General features: G+C 38.6%; 13 protein-coding genes and 1 pseudogene. 1 reads left to right on the forward strand and 13 read right to left on the reverse strand.

The window, feature by feature from the left end; genetic code table 11:
• Nucleotides 1-8 precede the first annotated feature (8 nt).
• Nucleotides 9-2,615: a type VI secretion system Vgr family protein gene (locus DM558_RS12170; RefSeq protein WP_127164248.1), complete on the reverse strand. Its 2,607-nt coding sequence runs from the start codon at nucleotides 2,613-2,615 to the stop codon at nucleotides 9-11.
• Between the two features lie 188 nt (nucleotides 2,616-2,803).
• Between DM558_RS12170 and DM558_RS12175 the strand changes: the two genes are divergently transcribed.
• Entirely contained in the window at nucleotides 2,804-3,070 is a 267-nt protein-coding gene (locus DM558_RS12175; protein ID WP_127164249.1) for a PAAR domain-containing protein, read from the forward strand.
• Between the two features lie 5 nt (nucleotides 3,071-3,075).
• Here the strand turns inward: DM558_RS12175 and DM558_RS12180 are convergent, their stop codons facing one another.
• The 12 genes and pseudogenes from DM558_RS12180 to DM558_RS12235 form a co-directional block, all read right to left on the reverse strand.
• Entirely contained in the window at nucleotides 3,076-3,342 is a 267-nt protein-coding gene (locus tag DM558_RS12180) for a hypothetical protein (protein WP_127164250.1), read from the reverse strand.
• Nucleotides 3,335-3,685 (reverse strand): hypothetical protein, encoded by a 351-nt coding sequence (locus DM558_RS12185; protein WP_127164251.1) that lies wholly within the window; start codon nucleotides 3,683-3,685, stop codon nucleotides 3,335-3,337. Before DM558_RS12185 ends, DM558_RS12180 begins: the two co-directional genes overlap by 8 nt.
• A 167-nt stretch (nucleotides 3,686-3,852) precedes the next feature.
• Nucleotides 3,853-4,149 (reverse strand): hypothetical protein, encoded by a 297-nt coding sequence (locus DM558_RS12190; RefSeq protein ID WP_127164252.1) that lies wholly within the window; start codon nucleotides 4,147-4,149, stop codon nucleotides 3,853-3,855.
• Nucleotides 4,150-4,427: 278 nt separating this feature from the next.
• A complete protein-coding gene (cdiI, locus tag DM558_RS12195) occupies nucleotides 4,428-4,778 on the reverse strand; it encodes a ribonuclease toxin immunity protein CdiI (RefSeq protein WP_164731457.1) in 351 nt (116 codons plus the stop codon).
• Nucleotides 4,778-5,161 (reverse strand): annotated as a pseudogene (locus tag DM558_RS12200) (CdiA family toxin C-terminal domain-containing protein); the annotation flags it as partial. The pseudogene DM558_RS12200 and the gene cdiI, both read right to left, overlap by 1 nt.
• Before the next feature lie 231 nt (nucleotides 5,162-5,392).
• Nucleotides 5,393-5,719 carry a cyclic-phosphate processing receiver domain-containing protein gene (locus DM558_RS12205; RefSeq protein ID WP_127164254.1) on the reverse strand — a complete coding sequence of 109 codons (327 nt, stop codon included), beginning with the start codon at nucleotides 5,717-5,719 and terminating at the stop codon, nucleotides 5,393-5,395.
• Nucleotides 5,720-5,730: 11 nt separating this feature from the next.
• Nucleotides 5,731-5,955 (reverse strand): hypothetical protein, encoded by a 225-nt coding sequence (locus DM558_RS12210; RefSeq protein WP_127164255.1) that lies wholly within the window; start codon nucleotides 5,953-5,955, stop codon nucleotides 5,731-5,733.
• On the reverse strand, nucleotides 5,945-6,967 hold the full coding sequence (locus tag DM558_RS12215; protein ID WP_127164256.1) for a VENN motif pre-toxin domain-containing protein: 1,023 nt from the start codon (nucleotides 6,965-6,967) through the stop codon (nucleotides 5,945-5,947). The genes DM558_RS12210 and DM558_RS12215 overlap by 11 nt, the downstream gene beginning before the upstream one ends.
• A gap of 230 nt (nucleotides 6,968-7,197) precedes the next feature.
• Complete coding sequence (locus DM558_RS12220) at nucleotides 7,198-7,749, reverse strand: hypothetical protein (protein WP_164731458.1); 552 nt, start codon at nucleotides 7,747-7,749, stop codon at nucleotides 7,198-7,200.
• 102 nt (nucleotides 7,750-7,851) lie between these two features.
• Nucleotides 7,852-8,406 carry a hypothetical protein gene (locus DM558_RS12225; protein WP_127164258.1) on the reverse strand — a complete coding sequence of 185 codons (555 nt, stop codon included), beginning with the start codon at nucleotides 8,404-8,406 and terminating at the stop codon, nucleotides 7,852-7,854.
• A 169-nt stretch (nucleotides 8,407-8,575) separates the two neighbouring features.
• Complete coding sequence (locus DM558_RS12230; RefSeq protein WP_127164259.1) at nucleotides 8,576-8,998, reverse strand: hypothetical protein; 423 nt, start codon at nucleotides 8,996-8,998, stop codon at nucleotides 8,576-8,578.
• Nucleotides 8,995-16,815 carry a hemagglutinin repeat-containing protein gene (locus DM558_RS12235; protein ID WP_127164260.1) on the reverse strand — a complete coding sequence of 2,607 codons (7,821 nt, stop codon included), beginning with the start codon at nucleotides 16,813-16,815 and terminating at the stop codon, nucleotides 8,995-8,997. Before DM558_RS12235 ends, DM558_RS12230 begins: the two co-directional genes overlap by 4 nt.
• Nucleotides 16,816-16,846: the final 31 nt, after the last annotated feature.

Below are 16,846 nucleotides of genomic sequence, written 5' to 3' on the forward strand. Positions count from 1 at the left end.
TCCTTTAACTATGCCTTCAACCGTCTGTAATCTAATAAAGTGATTTTTTCAACTATTAGTTTCTCTGTACTCCAAGCTCTTTTGGTTAATGCATTTTCATCTGTTATGCCCTCTAATATTTGTCCATTACTTAAATGCATTTGATATTTTGTATTTTTAATAAGATCCCCCGTCACCTCATCAACTAGCTTAATTTGCAAATCATAAGTATCTCCTTTAGGCAAACCTTCAAATCCTAAATCTAACGAAGTAGGTCCTTGATAAGGATAAGATGATGCTTTATGGTCTATAATTCCAGGAGCATGGATTTGTATATCACCGTTGGCTAGTTTGATATAAGCCCCTGCACAGGTGAGTAAGAGCTCTTTATCTGCTGCTACTGTTATTTTATCATTAGCAGAAACTATCTTAACTGTTTTATCAGCTATTATCTCAACATTATTATCGTTTGCTTGTACTCTTATTCTTTCCTTATGGGCTACTAGCTTCATTTCATCATTAGTCGCTAATAATGAAACAGCTTCCCCTGCAACTACTCGATAACTTTGCGCAACGCTAATGTCGGCATTATTATTTGCTGTGAAGGTTAAATTTTGATCTGCACTTAACTGTAAACTTCTGGGGGTTACTAGTGCTATACCAGAAGGTGCACTAGCTAAAATACCTGCTTGTTTTAATTCAGTAAAAACACTGTCTAGTTGTTGTTTTTGATCTTCAGTATCTGCGGTTAAAGCACCTGCTCTATTAGCTGACTTAGCTAAATTTTTAGCTAGTATTAAAGAACTTTCTAATTGCTTAATAGCTTCTTCTAGATCCAGTTGGGTGCTACTCGCTGTAATTCTTTCATCGGCTGTCAGGTATATGCCTTTTCCTGCACGTATAGCGCCCCAATCGTCAGTTCTAAGCTCAAAACCATTTCCACGATGTTCACCACCACCATCTGATTTCCTAGGATGGGTAAGGAATCCTAAATTTAGCTGGCTTGTACCAGGAGTACTATGGATTTGGGTCTTTACTTCGCCAGTCGTGTCATCCAACAGTACTTCATTATAACCGCCTCCTTTGTATTCCTTGGTTTTTAAGGTGCTTTGCGTTTTAATGCCAGGTAGGTCATAGGGAACTTGGTTAACCCCATTATGTACCGCTCCGCGAATAATGGGGTTATCAATGTCACCTTCCAGAAAGTCGACCATAACCTCCATGCCGATACGGGGGATTTCAATACCGCCGTATTTGTTGTGAGCCCAAATATTAGCTACACGTACCCAATGGCTTGAGTGTTCATCGTAGTTGCCTAAACGATCCCAATGAAATTGCAGTTTGACACGTCCGTATTCATCACAGTAAATTTCCTCACCAGCAGGCCCCGTGATCAGTGCTGTTTGGGTACCAATAACTTTGTGTTTGAAATGTACTCGTTGAGGTCTATAAGCAATATTTTTAGGTGTCGCTATTAAGCAATTGCGATAGCCTTGTTGTAAACTTTTTGACGGGAACTGTAGTTCTTTAGCAATAGGTTGTTTAAAGTATTTAGGGAGAAGTGTTAGTTCAAAGTCACTATCTGCGGATGATTGACTACCTAATGCTTCAAGCACTTGGGGCTGTCTGCCTTGGTGTTTAATTTGTTTAATGAGCCAAAGTTCATCAGCTGCCATCGTATTTAATGCTGGGAAGTCTTTTACAGTAAAACATAGGCCAACATGCAGTGTTGGAATATCACCATAAGCTTCTGCGAGTATTTGGTTGGTTCTTAATCGTTCAATGGAGAGTTGCGCTTGCTGCTTTGCAGTCGCTTCATTGTTAAGTCTACCAGGAAAATGGTAGTGTTCAAGATTTGGCTCTGAGGCTTGATTGGCCTTACTACTTTGTATTCCATCAAAAGATGATTCGGGTATTTTTTTGTTTTTAAAGTTGTAATTTCTTTCAGAACTCGTTAGTGGATTGCTAACAAGTCCTACATCAAACCGTTTTAAAACAGGTTCATCCGCCACAAAGCCCGTATTTGAACGATAAGTTAAAGGGTTAGGTAGGTCTTTAAAGAATGGCTGAGCATCATTCAAAATCATTTTATGATGAGTTTGGGTAAATTCATAATGAATAGCTATACCACACTCTTCGCAGAGTCGATAAAGATAGTGAGCATCTGATTCATTGTATTGGCAACAAAGTTCTCGAGGTGTATAAACACTTGGATCTTTAAATTTAAAGTTAAAATCATTGGTTTCTAAGATACCATGCTCTTCTAAAATAGTTTTTATGATCTCTGGTACTGTTTTACCGACAAAAGCACGATGATTACGGCGTTTATGCAGATGGGTAAACCGAGGAACAAGGGCTATTTTATATTCAGCATAATCGACTCCCACATTGCTACGCTTAACCTCATGAATAATACCGTGTACACCTTGGGTTTTATCATGGATAAAGGACAAATAAGCAGGTTTGCTGAGGAGTTGGGTGATGTCAAATCGAAGGTGCTCACTGACTAGTGTAATCTCAAATACATATTCAGCATTGAGTCCTTCAATACCATCAAAAGCTAGAACTTGTAGGGGGGAGTTTTCTAAACCCTCTACTGCTAAGTAAAAATGCGTTTCATTGGCTGAACTAAACATAGCTGTTTTTCCATGATTATAAAATCTATTACATTATGATATGTTTACATCGTACAGCCTCTATCAACATAAACAACAGTTTTAATATAACATCTATTAACTCTATTTCAAGTAAAAATATTGTGGTATATAAAATTATGGTGTATTTATATATAAGCATCAAATATTTTAATAAAGGAGTATTCCATATGGCTTTAAAACCTGTCATACGTAAAGGAGACACAACAACTCATGGCGGTACTGTGATAGAGGGAATAGAAGATTACTTGGTTTATGATAAACCAGTCGCCTGTAAATCTCATATGGTGTTATGTCCGTTATGTAAAGGAACATTCCCTATCGTTGAAGGTGTCGAGTCTGTACCAATCCAAGGTAAACCTGTGGCCGTTGCAGATATGAAAACAGCTTGTGGAGCTAAGCTAATTGCGTCACAAACCGAATACCAAATTGAGTAAATCACTTACACAATACCTTTAAAGATACTTATATCTTTTAATTTTTCTCTTTCATAAAGCTTGAGTCTAAGTTTTTTATTATCATTATGATCAACTGGATAAACCCCTTTTTCTGCTAAATATGTCATTAAAGTACGAGACCCTATTTTTGTTACTTTTGCTATCTCTACTAAAAAAATATATTCTTTAGTAAACAACTCTAAAAATGCTTCTGTAATTAGTCTTTTTTTACTGTGCTTATCTATAAAACAATCTATTAATCCATTATTCACTAACTGATATGCAAGCTGTTGGTTGATTTTCAGCTGTATTGCTAACTGGGGAATTGTCAGAAAGTTGTTTTTTGTAATTAACAGTTTTTATCCAATCACTAAGTTCTATTTTAGATATACCAAAAGCTTTTATATTTTTATTGTCATTACATATAGTTATTTTTATTACTTGATCTTTAACCTTTTTTAATAGCTTAGGAAGAGGGCTTTCTATTCTTGGACCTATAACTCGCATAGCTTCAGCAACAGTCACTACATCTTCCTTTATATCTGTTACTAACTCAAATAGCCCCTTTAAATATTCTAAGATTTCTTGTAAGGAAAGCTGTAACAACTGTACCATTCGGTTTTTTATAATAGCCGTCCATTTTTAATCCACTCGAAGACACTCCTTGCCACATTTCTTTATTATCAGGATTTGGCTTCGAATTTTCAAAAAGCACTCTTAATTTCTATCTCTGTCTGACGTTTAGACCAATGTTCAGGGAAGAAAGTTGTTTCAGCTTTTTTCTATGTCCATTTCCCTGTAGATGGATCTCTTACAGAAATATATCCCTGAGTCACTCCATTCACATCTGCTGCACCAGTCCACGTATCTACTTTGATATTTGGATCTTTTAAATAATGCCCTCCTGTACCAACCTTCGTACCATTTGCATAAGTCTTAATCTCACCATTTAAAATATGCTCAGTATTAATTGTTACTTGGCCGCCTTTACCGGCTTGCTGCTGGACTAATTCCGCCAGTATTGGTGATGATTTGAAGTCTTCGAGGTATTCCCCAGCTTTACTTCTGGTACCCGTCATTTCCTTTCCAGCATTAGTGTTGCTTGTTATCCATCGCCCGACTGTTTCGGTTTTTTCCTTTATTTATTAGCTAGCTAACACCTTTCGCCTTAGCTCACTATTTTACCGCATATTTTTGCCTCAACGCGCTCTTTTCCGCCGTTTTGCTGTTAGCTATAACGCGGCGGAGGCTCACAGCTAGTCTGAAAGATTGAGCAGAACAAGCTGATTATTGAACTTGTGAGCAAGTTCTAAAAAACAATAAAAGATCCCCGACCTTAGGAGCGTGGATTACTTATTTACAATGATATTTTAGCAAGTAGTTTGTTAACAATATCTGTATCTCCTGGATGAAGTTCTAGATATTTTTCACAAGCCAGTCGAACATATTTAAAACTGACTTCCTCTAATACTATAATTTCACCCTCCCAGACACCGAACATTACTCCATCAAAATGATGTTCGGGATCTGGATCACTCCAATCAGGAAAATTGCAGCAGGTTTCATCGATTACAAAACCTATCCTGTTAATAATATATTCTACTCCCCAAACAAATTTCCCATAAAAGTTGAGTGAATTAAAAAAATCTTTAATAACCCACTCAGGATCATTGTCATAATCAATATGTTCAAAAATATATTCGTTCATTATTTTGTTACCGGAAAGAAGTTTGTTACAGTTCCTGTTTTAGGATCAAGATAAACCCTAAAGCTTATTCCACCTGCGCTACTTGTATATTCTCTAGCACCTGATGATATCGCTGATTTATAGCCACTAGCAGCTACCTGTTGCCCTAAATCTAAGATTTTTTGATCTGATACTATTTTAGGATCATAGATAGTTTTGATCAGTGGTTTATCTTTATAACCAATAATATTACTAGCTCTGTCCTTTGCAGGGATTTGATATTTTATCTCAGTAATACCAGGAATACCGGTAGGAGTTTCACTTACGATCTTCACTCCATTCTGGTTTACTGCTGAATAAAATGCATCTGCATTATGCCCACCTGTAATACCTTTTTGCTGAGTATATTTCCCCCTGTTAGCAAATCATTATCATCAAAACCTATCAATGCAACACAGGTTATATGATATCTAGTTTATATTTTTGATGATTGGATTGTTAGTATGTAACATGAAAGTTACTCCTGTTGTTTTGATTAAAGTTTCGATACCTTTATCAAAACGGGTAACTCTCTCTTTTACAAGTAAAATGTGCGATTAAATCTTAACTAATTCAAATTAGAGTTGAAAACCGTTTTATTTTTCTTTACATTTATGCGATAAAGACGAAGCATTTATAGAGTATCTAGCAATATTCTCTTTAGCCATCTCCATTTTATGGCGTGCTGAAATGTTGGCGGAGTGAATATTAATTACTGGAGCTATAAAACCATTTAAAAATACTGCTCTTTCAATCCACAAAAGGACATCATACCCATTTCCTTTATCATCATCACCCAAATCATGATCCAGACTTATTTCCTCAACATTTCCTTTTTTTAAAAGACAAATAACCTCGTTAGGCCAATATGCACGTACCCATCCTTCCGGAGCTTCCCTCATATCATCTAAAAAAATTTTCATTATTTAATGACTCATACTTTAACTTTCTTATTATAAAAATCTATTAGTTCCTTAATCAATACCTCAAGTTCAGGCCCATCTTTTCTAAAAAAAAACTCATTATCTGAACTTCTAGATAAAATAGCTGTGTAAAAAAAACTTTTATCTCTTTCTCCATCAAGTTTAATAACTATCACATAACCATTCTTTGCTATACGATCTAACTCACCCAGCAATTTATCTGAATTATTTTCCATTTTGTAATGCCTTTGATATATCTTCTATTTTTTTCAATTCACCTGTTCCAACAGCATCAACTACTCTTCTAATCTGTTGCTCAGTTAAATTAATGTTATTTTTTTTTGCTAGTTGTTCGACAACAACTTGTGCTGTTCTTTTATTTCCATTATCAAATAGATGACTCCCTGCGATATCTCTAATAGCAACAGCAGCTTTATCAAAAAACCCCTCTTGATATGACATATTTGCAAGCACTGTATCAACATGCCCAGTTAAAGTAGTGCTACCTCCAAATGATTTATTAATATTAATGATTTCATCTACGGATATTTCAACAAATACTTTATTAATAGTTCTACTACCAGTATATATATATTTTATCCCATCGCCTATTTTTACTAGAATTTTTTCACCTGGAACTAAAGATAAAACTCCTAAACCATAATCTAATGGTGTCTCTGCCTGGTATATTTCCACAGCACCGCCTAATACAGGCTTATACGTCATAGACTCCCAAAAACCTTCTGTTGCCTTAGCCTGTAACTCTAGTCTTTTAACACTACAAGCTTCCTCTGATAATCCTTGGCAATTTTCCTGCTTAAATTTCTCTTCGAGCTCTTCCAGCTGTTTCATTGCATTTTTATATTGTTCTTCTCTAGAAATACCTGTACTTTGTTCTGCTGCAATATCAGAAATAGCATTATTCTCAACGGCATTTTTTCCCGTTTCAGCCGCCGCCACACCACTGGCAAAGTTTCCATCCGTTCCAAAGCTTCCTGCTAACCCTGCACCAATAGTTGCCAGTGCGGTGATGGTTTGTTTTTCCTCTTCGGTTAACTCACTTACTTTTCTATCGCCATACAGTGCTTTTTGTATATATGGTGCTAATCCTTCCGCAGTGGCTGCACCGATTGCACCTGCTGCCGCATTGCTGTCTTTGGCATTGGCAACAATAGCACCCCATACGGCATGGGCCATCAAATGAGCAGGTTCGTTGCCTTCGGTCATTTGTTTAATAATACCCGCCACATAAGGTGAACTTGCGCCTGTTAGGGCTTGTTCTAGATTGTTACCAGCTAGCCCTTGTAATGCAGCAGTGATGGCTTGTGCTGCTTTTTGGTAACTTCCTCAGTAATCCCATATGAATAAACCTATTTTTAGCAAGGCTGCATTAGCAGCCCAAACGTGGCTGTGTCACATCAGATCTTAGCTAGTACAATTTAAATGTCTTCGTTTATTTTTACATTAGTGCTAGATTTTTATTGTAATGACCAGTCATGAATAGAAATAAACTCTATGATTTGCTCAGGAGCTTCCTCTAATGAAACTCTATAATTGGTTGAAAAACATATTCCAGGTATTAAGTCATTATTTGACTCTTTATATAAATAAAACACATCATCTTGGTTATCAAAATAAATTTTAAAATACTTTTCTAGCAACTTAATATTATCACTAGGTTTAGCATTATAAAAACTCTTTCCATATCCCAAGCCAAGTGATATAACATAAAGCTTTCCTGTCTTATTAAAACTTAGTCTAATAAGATTATTTTTATAAATTAACGTTTTTAAAATATTATATTCAGAAGAATGCATTCCTTTATGATATGGCTTACCTATATTACTTTGGTAATATACACTTCCAATCCAGCCATGATTTTGTAAGCATTTATTATAAATATTCGCGTTAGACTCATACCAATTAACTCTTCCTATTTTCTTTACTATATCTTTAATTGAGCTTCCTAAAATAAAGCCTGCTGCGCCTTTTTTGGGAGTAATTTCTGCCATTAAGTCTGGTTCAAACAAAATATTTCTAAAAAAAAACACTTATATATCATGCCTATAGTTTTTTATACTACTAACATTCTGATCAAATAGAACCTATACTCCACATAACTTTACTGAGCTTCAATCTATCTCTGATCGCCAATCCCAATTAGCTACAATAATATATTCTATTTTTTGCTTTGGTGCATACTCTAATGCGGCTAAACAATCTGTTCTAAATGATATCCCTTCTATAGTGACATTGTCCTTCATTATTAAATAGTTTCTATCACCATCGTCGAAGTCTAGTTCAAAATAGTCTTCCAACACTAATAAATCATCTCCGACTTTGACGTTATTAAACTTACCAAGATATCCTTCTCCAACCGAAATTTCATAAAGTTGCCAATTAATACTGTTAAAACATAAACTTAAAATATCATTTTTATATATAAAAATATAATCGTACCAAGTGCGAGTATGCCAAGCATTTCTCAGTTCTTTAGAATAGGCAATCCACCCTTCATTAGCAGGCAAGGAAGCTAATGCTTCCTGAACATTATTAAACCATTTAACACTACCCACTCTACTCTCAAAGGTTCTAAGCTCTTCTCCTAATAAAAAACCTGCTGCGCCCTTTCTAGGAGCAATTTCTGCTGTTAAATCAGGTTCAAGTATTCTTTTATTTACAGACATTATCTATTACTCCCATAATTTCCATTGCCCCTGTTCATATTTTAGTCTATTACCTTTAGTATCATAATATATTTGATTTTTTGTGATAATGTTGGTGTTAAAACTTGTTCGGAGGATAGCTACATTTCTAGTAGCTATTATTATATGAGCAAGAGGTGGATATACTTAGCTACTTGTAGTTTTCTATAATATACTCATTCCGATCCATTGCTTCAGAATTTACATATACATTTCTTTTAGTCCCATCAGGTAAAAATAAAATCATATCTATATCACATCTCGATGATTCGTCAGGTAATAAGCACTTAACATTCCCATACTTACTGATTTTAATTATCACATCCTCTACATTATATTTTACGTCACCATCTATAGAAAATTGTATTGCACTACAAAAACTACCATACACTTTATGTACAATAGCTAATATTTTTACCGTTCTAAACATATCTGTTGGCACTGCTAGCTCTTCAATTGAATGAGCTATAAATATATAGTTTTTATCAAGAGCGAAAACAGCCGATAATATTGCAATAAAATATGCACTGCTAAACTCTTTATCTATTACTATATCAAAACCTGTCCCCTTCATTTCCAACTACTCCATATTTCATATGCTTTTTGCATATCTTTTATAGTAATATCTTTCATATTATTTAGTATTAAATTAGTTTGTGTTGTATCACCCATTTTGTTGTAAACACCTAATGCTTTATATTCGCCCCTTGTTAAGGTTATAAAACCATTACCTGAAATAGGATATATTGTTCCATTTGCATGAGCCTCATAAGTTCTATTGTTAACTGTAACAGTATTGCCTTTAAATATACCCTCCCCATTACGTATAGCATTAATATCTTTATTAACATCAACACCCGGCAAAATAATAGTATTCAACTCTTTAGCGTGAGAACTTTGATCTATTTTATTGAAATAATGCCTATCAACTGGCTTAGAAATATCACTTACCCATTGGGGACCTAAACTTCCATTACCAAGTTCAGAATATAATTTACCATCAGGTCCTAATACTGCTGTATTTCCTGTCTTATCATTCAGAATACGTCTGTATCCCTCAGGAAGCCCTCCTGTCTCATTAAACATAGCTCCAGCACTTTTACCTGAACTATAACCAGCAGGAAGATCTGAAATATTATTTCCAATATTGTCAACTTTCTTATTTAAGTGTGCATCCCATACGGCATCTGAAACTTTATATACTACCTTACCTCCTTTTTCAATGTATTTCTCTACAGGCACAATACCTGCTAAGGCCCAGAGATAGTCTGGAACAGTGTCAGCTCTAGCCACGTCTATTACAAAACCCACACCAGGCACAAAAGTTCCAAACTCTAATAACGTTGCGATACCAGCTTCTTCCCTCTTTGCATTACATGCTGCTTCTGAGAGTCCCTGGCAGTTCTTCTGTATAAATTCGTCAATTAACTGTTGTGTCCTTTCTTCTGCTACCTGCATTGGTGTCTTTCCTTCATGCATGGCTTCCACAACATCAGAAATAGCATTATTCTCAACGGCATTCTTTCCCGTTTCAGCAGCAGCCACACCACTAGCAAAGTTACCATCCGTTCCAAAACTTCCTGCTAGCCCTGCACCAATAGTGGCCAGTGCTACAACTTTTTGCTTTTCTTCTTCAGTTAAGTCTTTAACCTCCCGACCTGGGTATAAGTAATCTACGATATAAGGAGCTAATCCCTCTGCTGTTGCAGCACCTATAGCACCTGCCGTGGCACTATTGTTTTTGGCATTGGCTACTATAGCCCCCCATACGGCGTGTGCCATAATTCTTTCGGCACTGTCTTCTGGCGTCATATCCTTAATAATGCCCGCCACATAAGGTGAACTGGCGCCTGTTAGGGCTTGCTCTAAATTGTTACCCGCCAATCCTTGTAATGCGGCAGTAATGGCTTGCGCTGCTTTTTGGTAGCTTCCCCCCGTGCCATAGTCTTTCATGGCCTCTTTGTATTCTTGACTATCTTTTAATAACTGAATACCTTCAGGTGTATCGGTATTTATTTCAGGATGCGCTTTTTTAGCTTCATTGTAAGCGTAGATAGAACCCTCTGTTCTAATCACGTCAGAGATTTGGCTACCTAATTCGCCAATGGCTTTCATTTCGTTGAGGCGGTTTTGTTCTTTTTCTTTGTCAAAAATTGGACTAAAACCGTTGTTGGCATGTTCTGTATCGCGATTTAATGAAGCCACATCTTGTGTTTGATTGGCTTGATCTCGAATGGTAATTTCACCTTCGGATACTGCCGCATGGGTGGTACTTTCTTTTTTATCACTATTATTAGCACCTACTAAAAGGGTATTCGCCATGTTACCTAAGAACATGTCTCCTACGCTTCCTCCGCTACCCATACCTACAGTATTGCTACTAACTTTGTAGTCGGCTTTATTTTCTAGATCATTCCACGTTAAAGTACCCGTATCAAGTTTGTTTTTGCTAGCATCAGCCGTACTGGCGATAACGCTGCCATTGAGGTCGGTGTTTTTACCCACCGTAATTTGGTAGCCACCTTCACCCGCATAAATACCAGTTTGTTCTTGGGTACTTTTGTAGGTAGAGTCCATTTTTTGCTGGCTAACGCTAAAGCTTCCTGAACCGCCGACACCAAAGACAGCATAGCTTCCTCCCATGGTAATATCTTGCTGTTTTGAGGTGTAATCGTCTCTATCTTGTAGTGTTTGTAAATTAAGGTTATTACCTATATTCGCTTCAACTTGCTTACCACTGACTTGCGCACCGATTAGATTCGCATCTTGTCCCGTGGAAAGGGTTACTTTATTACCTGCTGTAATGTTGGTTTCTGTCCAGGTTTGGGCATCGCCTTTTTCTTTGCCTCTACCTTGATTAACGCTGGCATTCACTGTAAAACCAACGCTATTGCTACCAATACCCACTCCAACACCTATTGAGCCTCCACTGCTACTGTTTTTACCTCGGATGGTTTGGGTGTTTTCACTGGCTAATAAATTTAAGTCATTATTGGCTTGTAAAGTAATATTATTACCCGCTTGCAGGTCACTTCCCTTGATAGTGATATCACCTGTTTTAGGATTAGCTTTATCGCCTGTCGCAATCACTGTGATATTATTGCTAGCTTGCAAAGAGGAGCCTTTGCTCATGTTTTGGGTTTGGCTCTGCTCTGAGTGAGCCTTCTGTTGGCCTAAGCTGACGTTAATGCCAATAGCCTGGTCATTTGGACTTGAACCCTGCTGAGCAACTTGTGTAGCTTGGTAAGCTTGATAACCTGTTAATGCTGATTTTATGCCTGTTAATGCTGATAAACGGTCATTGGTTTCGTGTTTGGCTTGGTAGGCTGTTTGTGAGGCAGTGTTAATAGCGCTACCAACCGTTCCACCTAGAGAGATGGTTAATCCTGTTTGCTGACTATCGTAGGTTTGACGGTAGTGGCTGTCTTCTCTGGCTTCTTCAATGGTGACATTTTGGCCTTGTAAAGTGATGTCTTTACCCGCCACAATGGAGGCGCCTTTTGCGGTAAGGTCTTTACCCGCCGCAATGTTGACGCTGCCTTCACTACTGCCTATGGTACTACCTCTGGCGGTATTATAGTTTTCTTCAACGGTTTGTTTAACTTTACTTGAACCGATGGTAAAGCCTATACCGCCGCCACCCATGCCCATAACGCCGGTTTTCTTTTCTTGTTCTTTGTGTTTGCTTTTGTATTGCTCTTCGGCATAGTCAATGGTGACGTTGTTACCAGCATAGAGGTTGGTGTCTTGGGTTGAGACGATGTCACTGCCTTTGATATTAACATCGTGTTTTGCTTGCATAGTAACGCTGTCAGCACTAATCAGACTGCCCTGTGCCGTAGTTTGATAGGTTTCATCATAGGTCTTTTTGGTTTTACTGGATAATCCATTACTGCTGGTTTTGGTTTTTTCGATGAGGGTATGTTGTGTGTCATCTTTTGCCAATAGGTTAATGTCATTACCTGCATAGAAATAAGCTTCTTTATCGGCGGTAACCGTACTGGCCTCTAGGGTAATGTCTTTCCCCGCGGCAACATTGAGCTTACCGCCCGAGTTTATAACCGCGCCTTGTTGAGTAACAGTGTCACTCAAGGCTTGTCCTTTTTTGCCGTAGCTATGGCTACGATTTTCGTTAGTCACTGAACCAACGGTAATATTATTACCAGCCGTTAAGCTGGTATCGCCACCCGTACCGATATAGCTACCTGTGACGTTGATATCATTATTGGCTTTGGCGGTGAGTGTGTTTTCAATGACCACTGCACTTTCATATTGGTTGATTTGTTGGCGGTCGTAGTTGTATTTACCTTGGTAATTTTGTTGGTTATCTGTTGTGGTTGTACCAACCTGAATACTGTTACCCGCTGTTAAGGTAGCATCTTTAGCAATGATAGCACTGCCTTTGTTTTCAATGTTGTAGCCTGCCGTCATGTTTAATGTGCCATCGGACTCAATACTCGAGGCCTCTGATACAAAGTCTTGTTTACGTTGGCTATTGGCTGTTTGTGCTTGGTGTGTTGTTACTGTTCGCTGATTGAGAATCGTGCCTTTTTCAGCGGTTAAATCAACTTGCTGCCCTTTGATAATACCACCATGGGTGTTGATAATGTTGTCAGTGGCGTTAATGGCCAATTGGTTGGTTTCAAATAACCCACCATTAATGACATTTTTAGCACGTGCCTGGATACTTTGATCCGCTTGTAACGTGCCTGTATTGGTGAGGTTATTACCGACGATCAGGCTTAGATCATAACCTTGGATTAAGCTACCAGTGGGTGCAAGTCTTCCTTCAGTTTGTGCCATGTAAACAATAGGCACTAATACTTTTTGACCTTGAACCTCACGCTCCTCTAACCAAACAATATCATGTGTAAGTGCGGCCACTTGCTCCGCTGTTAAGCCAACACCTACCGTGAGTTTTAATGCTTCTTTGCTAGCAATCGCGTTATCCATCAGGTATTGATAGAGTTGGTCGCCATCGGTCATGCCATTTACAAAGTATTGACCGGTACGAGCCGTAATGGCTTGTTGAATAAGGCGCTGTTCATACATGCCATCGCCTAAACGGCGTTGCGTTTCGTCAGGGTTATACCCTAATTTACTGAGTAGGTAGTCGGAGTTGATAAACGACTTCACCCCAAAGGCTGGATTGGTTTCTACTAGGTATTTGTGGTCGGGGTTGGTATTAACATGGAATAAACCATTAATATTGTTAGGTAAGCTAAAACCAGGGAGTTGCAGTGGATCTGTTGCGCTATGAGTGGTATCAGGTTTTAGTTGTGAGTTAACAGGCACGTAGGTGGCGATGTCGTTGCCTAGGGTATTGGTATCTTGAACGCGGTCACCACCACTGGTGTAGATGTAAGACGGTTTGATGCTGTTATTGGCAATATCACCGTCTTTGGCATTAATGGTAACAGTACCTGCTGCTTGTACCACACCGTTGTGCACTTGTGCGTTGCTCAGCGTAGGGCCTTTGGTAATGTTGTCTATAACCATGATGCTAGGTGAGGTAAATTGGTTAACATCTTGTTCTATATTACGACTAGGATCATAGTTGGTACTGTTTTGGTCATCATAGGTATTGATGATATTGGCTAAATTAAATACGCCTGAAAGGGAGTTCATCCGCCATGTCATTAAAAAGCGTTGAGTGGTCAAATCTCCCGTTTGTGCGCCGATGTTGTTGAAGGTGTCCGTATCTATCTGGATGTTGTTGCCAGAAGCTAAGATACTGAATTTATTGTCTATCTTTTTACTTTGAATGGTGAGATCATCGGCTGCCACTATTTTTGCTTCTGCACTGGCATCGGTGACTTCGGTACGGTCAACTTCGGTGAGGATAAAATTATGGTCTTTTTTATCACCCCCACAGTCATGGCTACAGCCGGTATCTTGTACATTAGCTGACACTTTGTGGGTAACGATATTGAATACTTCGCGGGCATTTTCTAGAGTGTCGGCATTGATGTTGATTTTGGCCAAACTTTCAATGGTACCTGAATGGTTGGTGAGGGTTTTCATGGCCTGCTGATTATGACCACCGAGGTTAATATCACCATGGGCATAAAGATCACCACGTTGGTTGTAAAAATCATCCGCTTTGATAGTAAGTTGCCCACTGGTAAATATCAAACCATCTTGGTTATGTATCTTTTGACCACTGATGGCTAGATCTTGACTGGCACCCAATGTGCCTAAGTTAACTAGATCAGAAGCTTTTAGTTGTAAAGTACTATTACTAAGAATATTACCTTCGTTATATAACTGATCATTAGTTGTTAGGTTTAAGGTACCATTACCTTGTATACGGGAAGCCGTATCATCTAAAAGGATGTTGTCGGCGTTGAGATTAATGTTACTTTGACTGAGTAACTGGCCTGCTCCCCAGTAGTCCCCTTGTAGATTTAGATCGATAGCACCGTTAGTTTGTATTAAGCCATTGTTGTGCCAATCGCCACCCGCTACTACGGTGAGAGGCCCTTGCAGGTAAAGCTTACCCCCCTTATCTTGAGTTAGGTTCTTGACATTGAGGGTAAAGTCAGCGGCTTGGATATCGGTGTTGTTGTACCAGTCGTCTTGATTTATATGAACGGCACTTTGGGTTGTAACCGTTCCCCCCGCTAATCCTAACAGGTTGTAATCAATCGTAAAGCCTTGATTACCCGTATGGGTGATTTTGCCATCGGTATTATTAAGTTGATCGGCTATCAGTACAAATGTATTGCTATTAACCCCTAACTCACCTTTTGTATTGTTAAATAGCCCTGTGAGTTGTAGTTGACTGGCTTGTTTACCCAGTGCGTGGATGGTTCCTGTGTTATTTTGGAGGGTTTCACCTTGGTAGTTAATCGCTTGGTTGGCTTCGATAAGGCCTTGTTGGTTATCCAGCGTTTGAATATTAGCAGTAAGGTTTTGTCCTGCAATATTGCCTTGTTGGTTCTTCACTTGCGTGGCGGTTAAATTAATATCATCTTGTTCGCTGTAAATCAGCCCTTGCTGACTATTATCTATAGATTGTGCCGTAAGGGTTGCGCCTTGTTGACCCACCATATTACCTTGTTGATTATTGATGGTTTCTGCTTGAAGGGTCAGTTTGCCTTCAGCCGCTAACGAGGCTTGTTGGTTATTAATTTGTTTGGCGGTGATGTTCGCATGACTTTTGCTGATGATTTTGCCTTGTTGATTGGCAAGGGTAACGGCATTAATGTCTAAACTACCGCGCGAGGTAATGGTTTTACCTTGGTTATTGAGTTGTTTTGTATTGAGGGTTAATTTGGCATTGCTGTTATTACCGCTGCCTGTTTTGGTAGCACCCGCTTCAATGCTCCCCTTATTGGTCAGCATCTCGGCATTAACCGTTAGGTCGTTACCACTGGTTAGGCTTTTATTAACGTTGATTTGTTGGCTAGATAGGTTAATATCATTGGCCGCATAGGCGGTATTATTAATGTCTATTTGTTCGGCTTTAGCCACAATATTTTTATTGGAAGCAAGGCTCCCCCCTACAGTGAGCTTGCCATTGGCATCTAATTGGATATTGCCACTATTACTGGCCATATCCCCGGCTAGGTTTACACCTACGCCTTTTTCAGTACCTACTAGACGAATGGCTCCAGCATACATACCACCTAAGGCTGAGCTATCAATCGCCAGTTGTGGCCTATTGGTTTGATCGGTGGTTGTTTTAGCTGTTACTTTTAAATCAGTATTGCTGACTTCATTTTGACCGGCAATAATATTAAGTTCTTGGGCATGGATTTCGGCATTCACTTGCGCACTGCGTGACAAGATATCAAATTGACTGACATTACCCGCATTAAGGCCTTCGCCCTCAATAGTCACTTTCCCTTGTGAGATATCATAGCGATTGAGCTGTCCATGTTCTATAACAGGCTTACCGGTGGTCAAGGTGACACGTGGGGTATTAATAAAGCCACAGCCATTACAGGTGACACCATTGGGGTTGGCAACAATGACATGTGCCTTTTGACCTGCCACTTCGGTATAGCCTTGTAAACGGCTGGCATTACCACTGGTCACTTCATTTAAGATGGTATTCGCCGCATTGTGGCCTTTCAAATTGGGGTTAAATTCAATAGTGCCACCCAATTGTGTATTGGTGTATTTGGTGTTGTTGTTATTGAGAATAAGCCCCTGTTTACCGACGTTATAATCTGTGAATTTATTTTGCGACAATCCATTGGCATTGGGTGTATTGATGTTAATTACAGGCACTCCATTACCTGCTTGTCCAATGCTCGTATTACCACTGTTAGGTGCTACTGTTAAATCAGCAGCCGCTACTAATAGAGGATTAAACGTCAAAATAATCGCCAAACTCAGCGCAGTGGCTTTAAAGACGGATTTTGATAGAGGGATTGTCTTCATTTTTATTCCTTTAACAACTTTTATAAAGAAA

The sequence above is a fragment of the Entomomonas moraniae genome, assembly GCF_003991975.1.
GTDB lineage: Bacteria > Pseudomonadota > Gammaproteobacteria > Pseudomonadales > Pseudomonadaceae > Entomomonas > Entomomonas moraniae.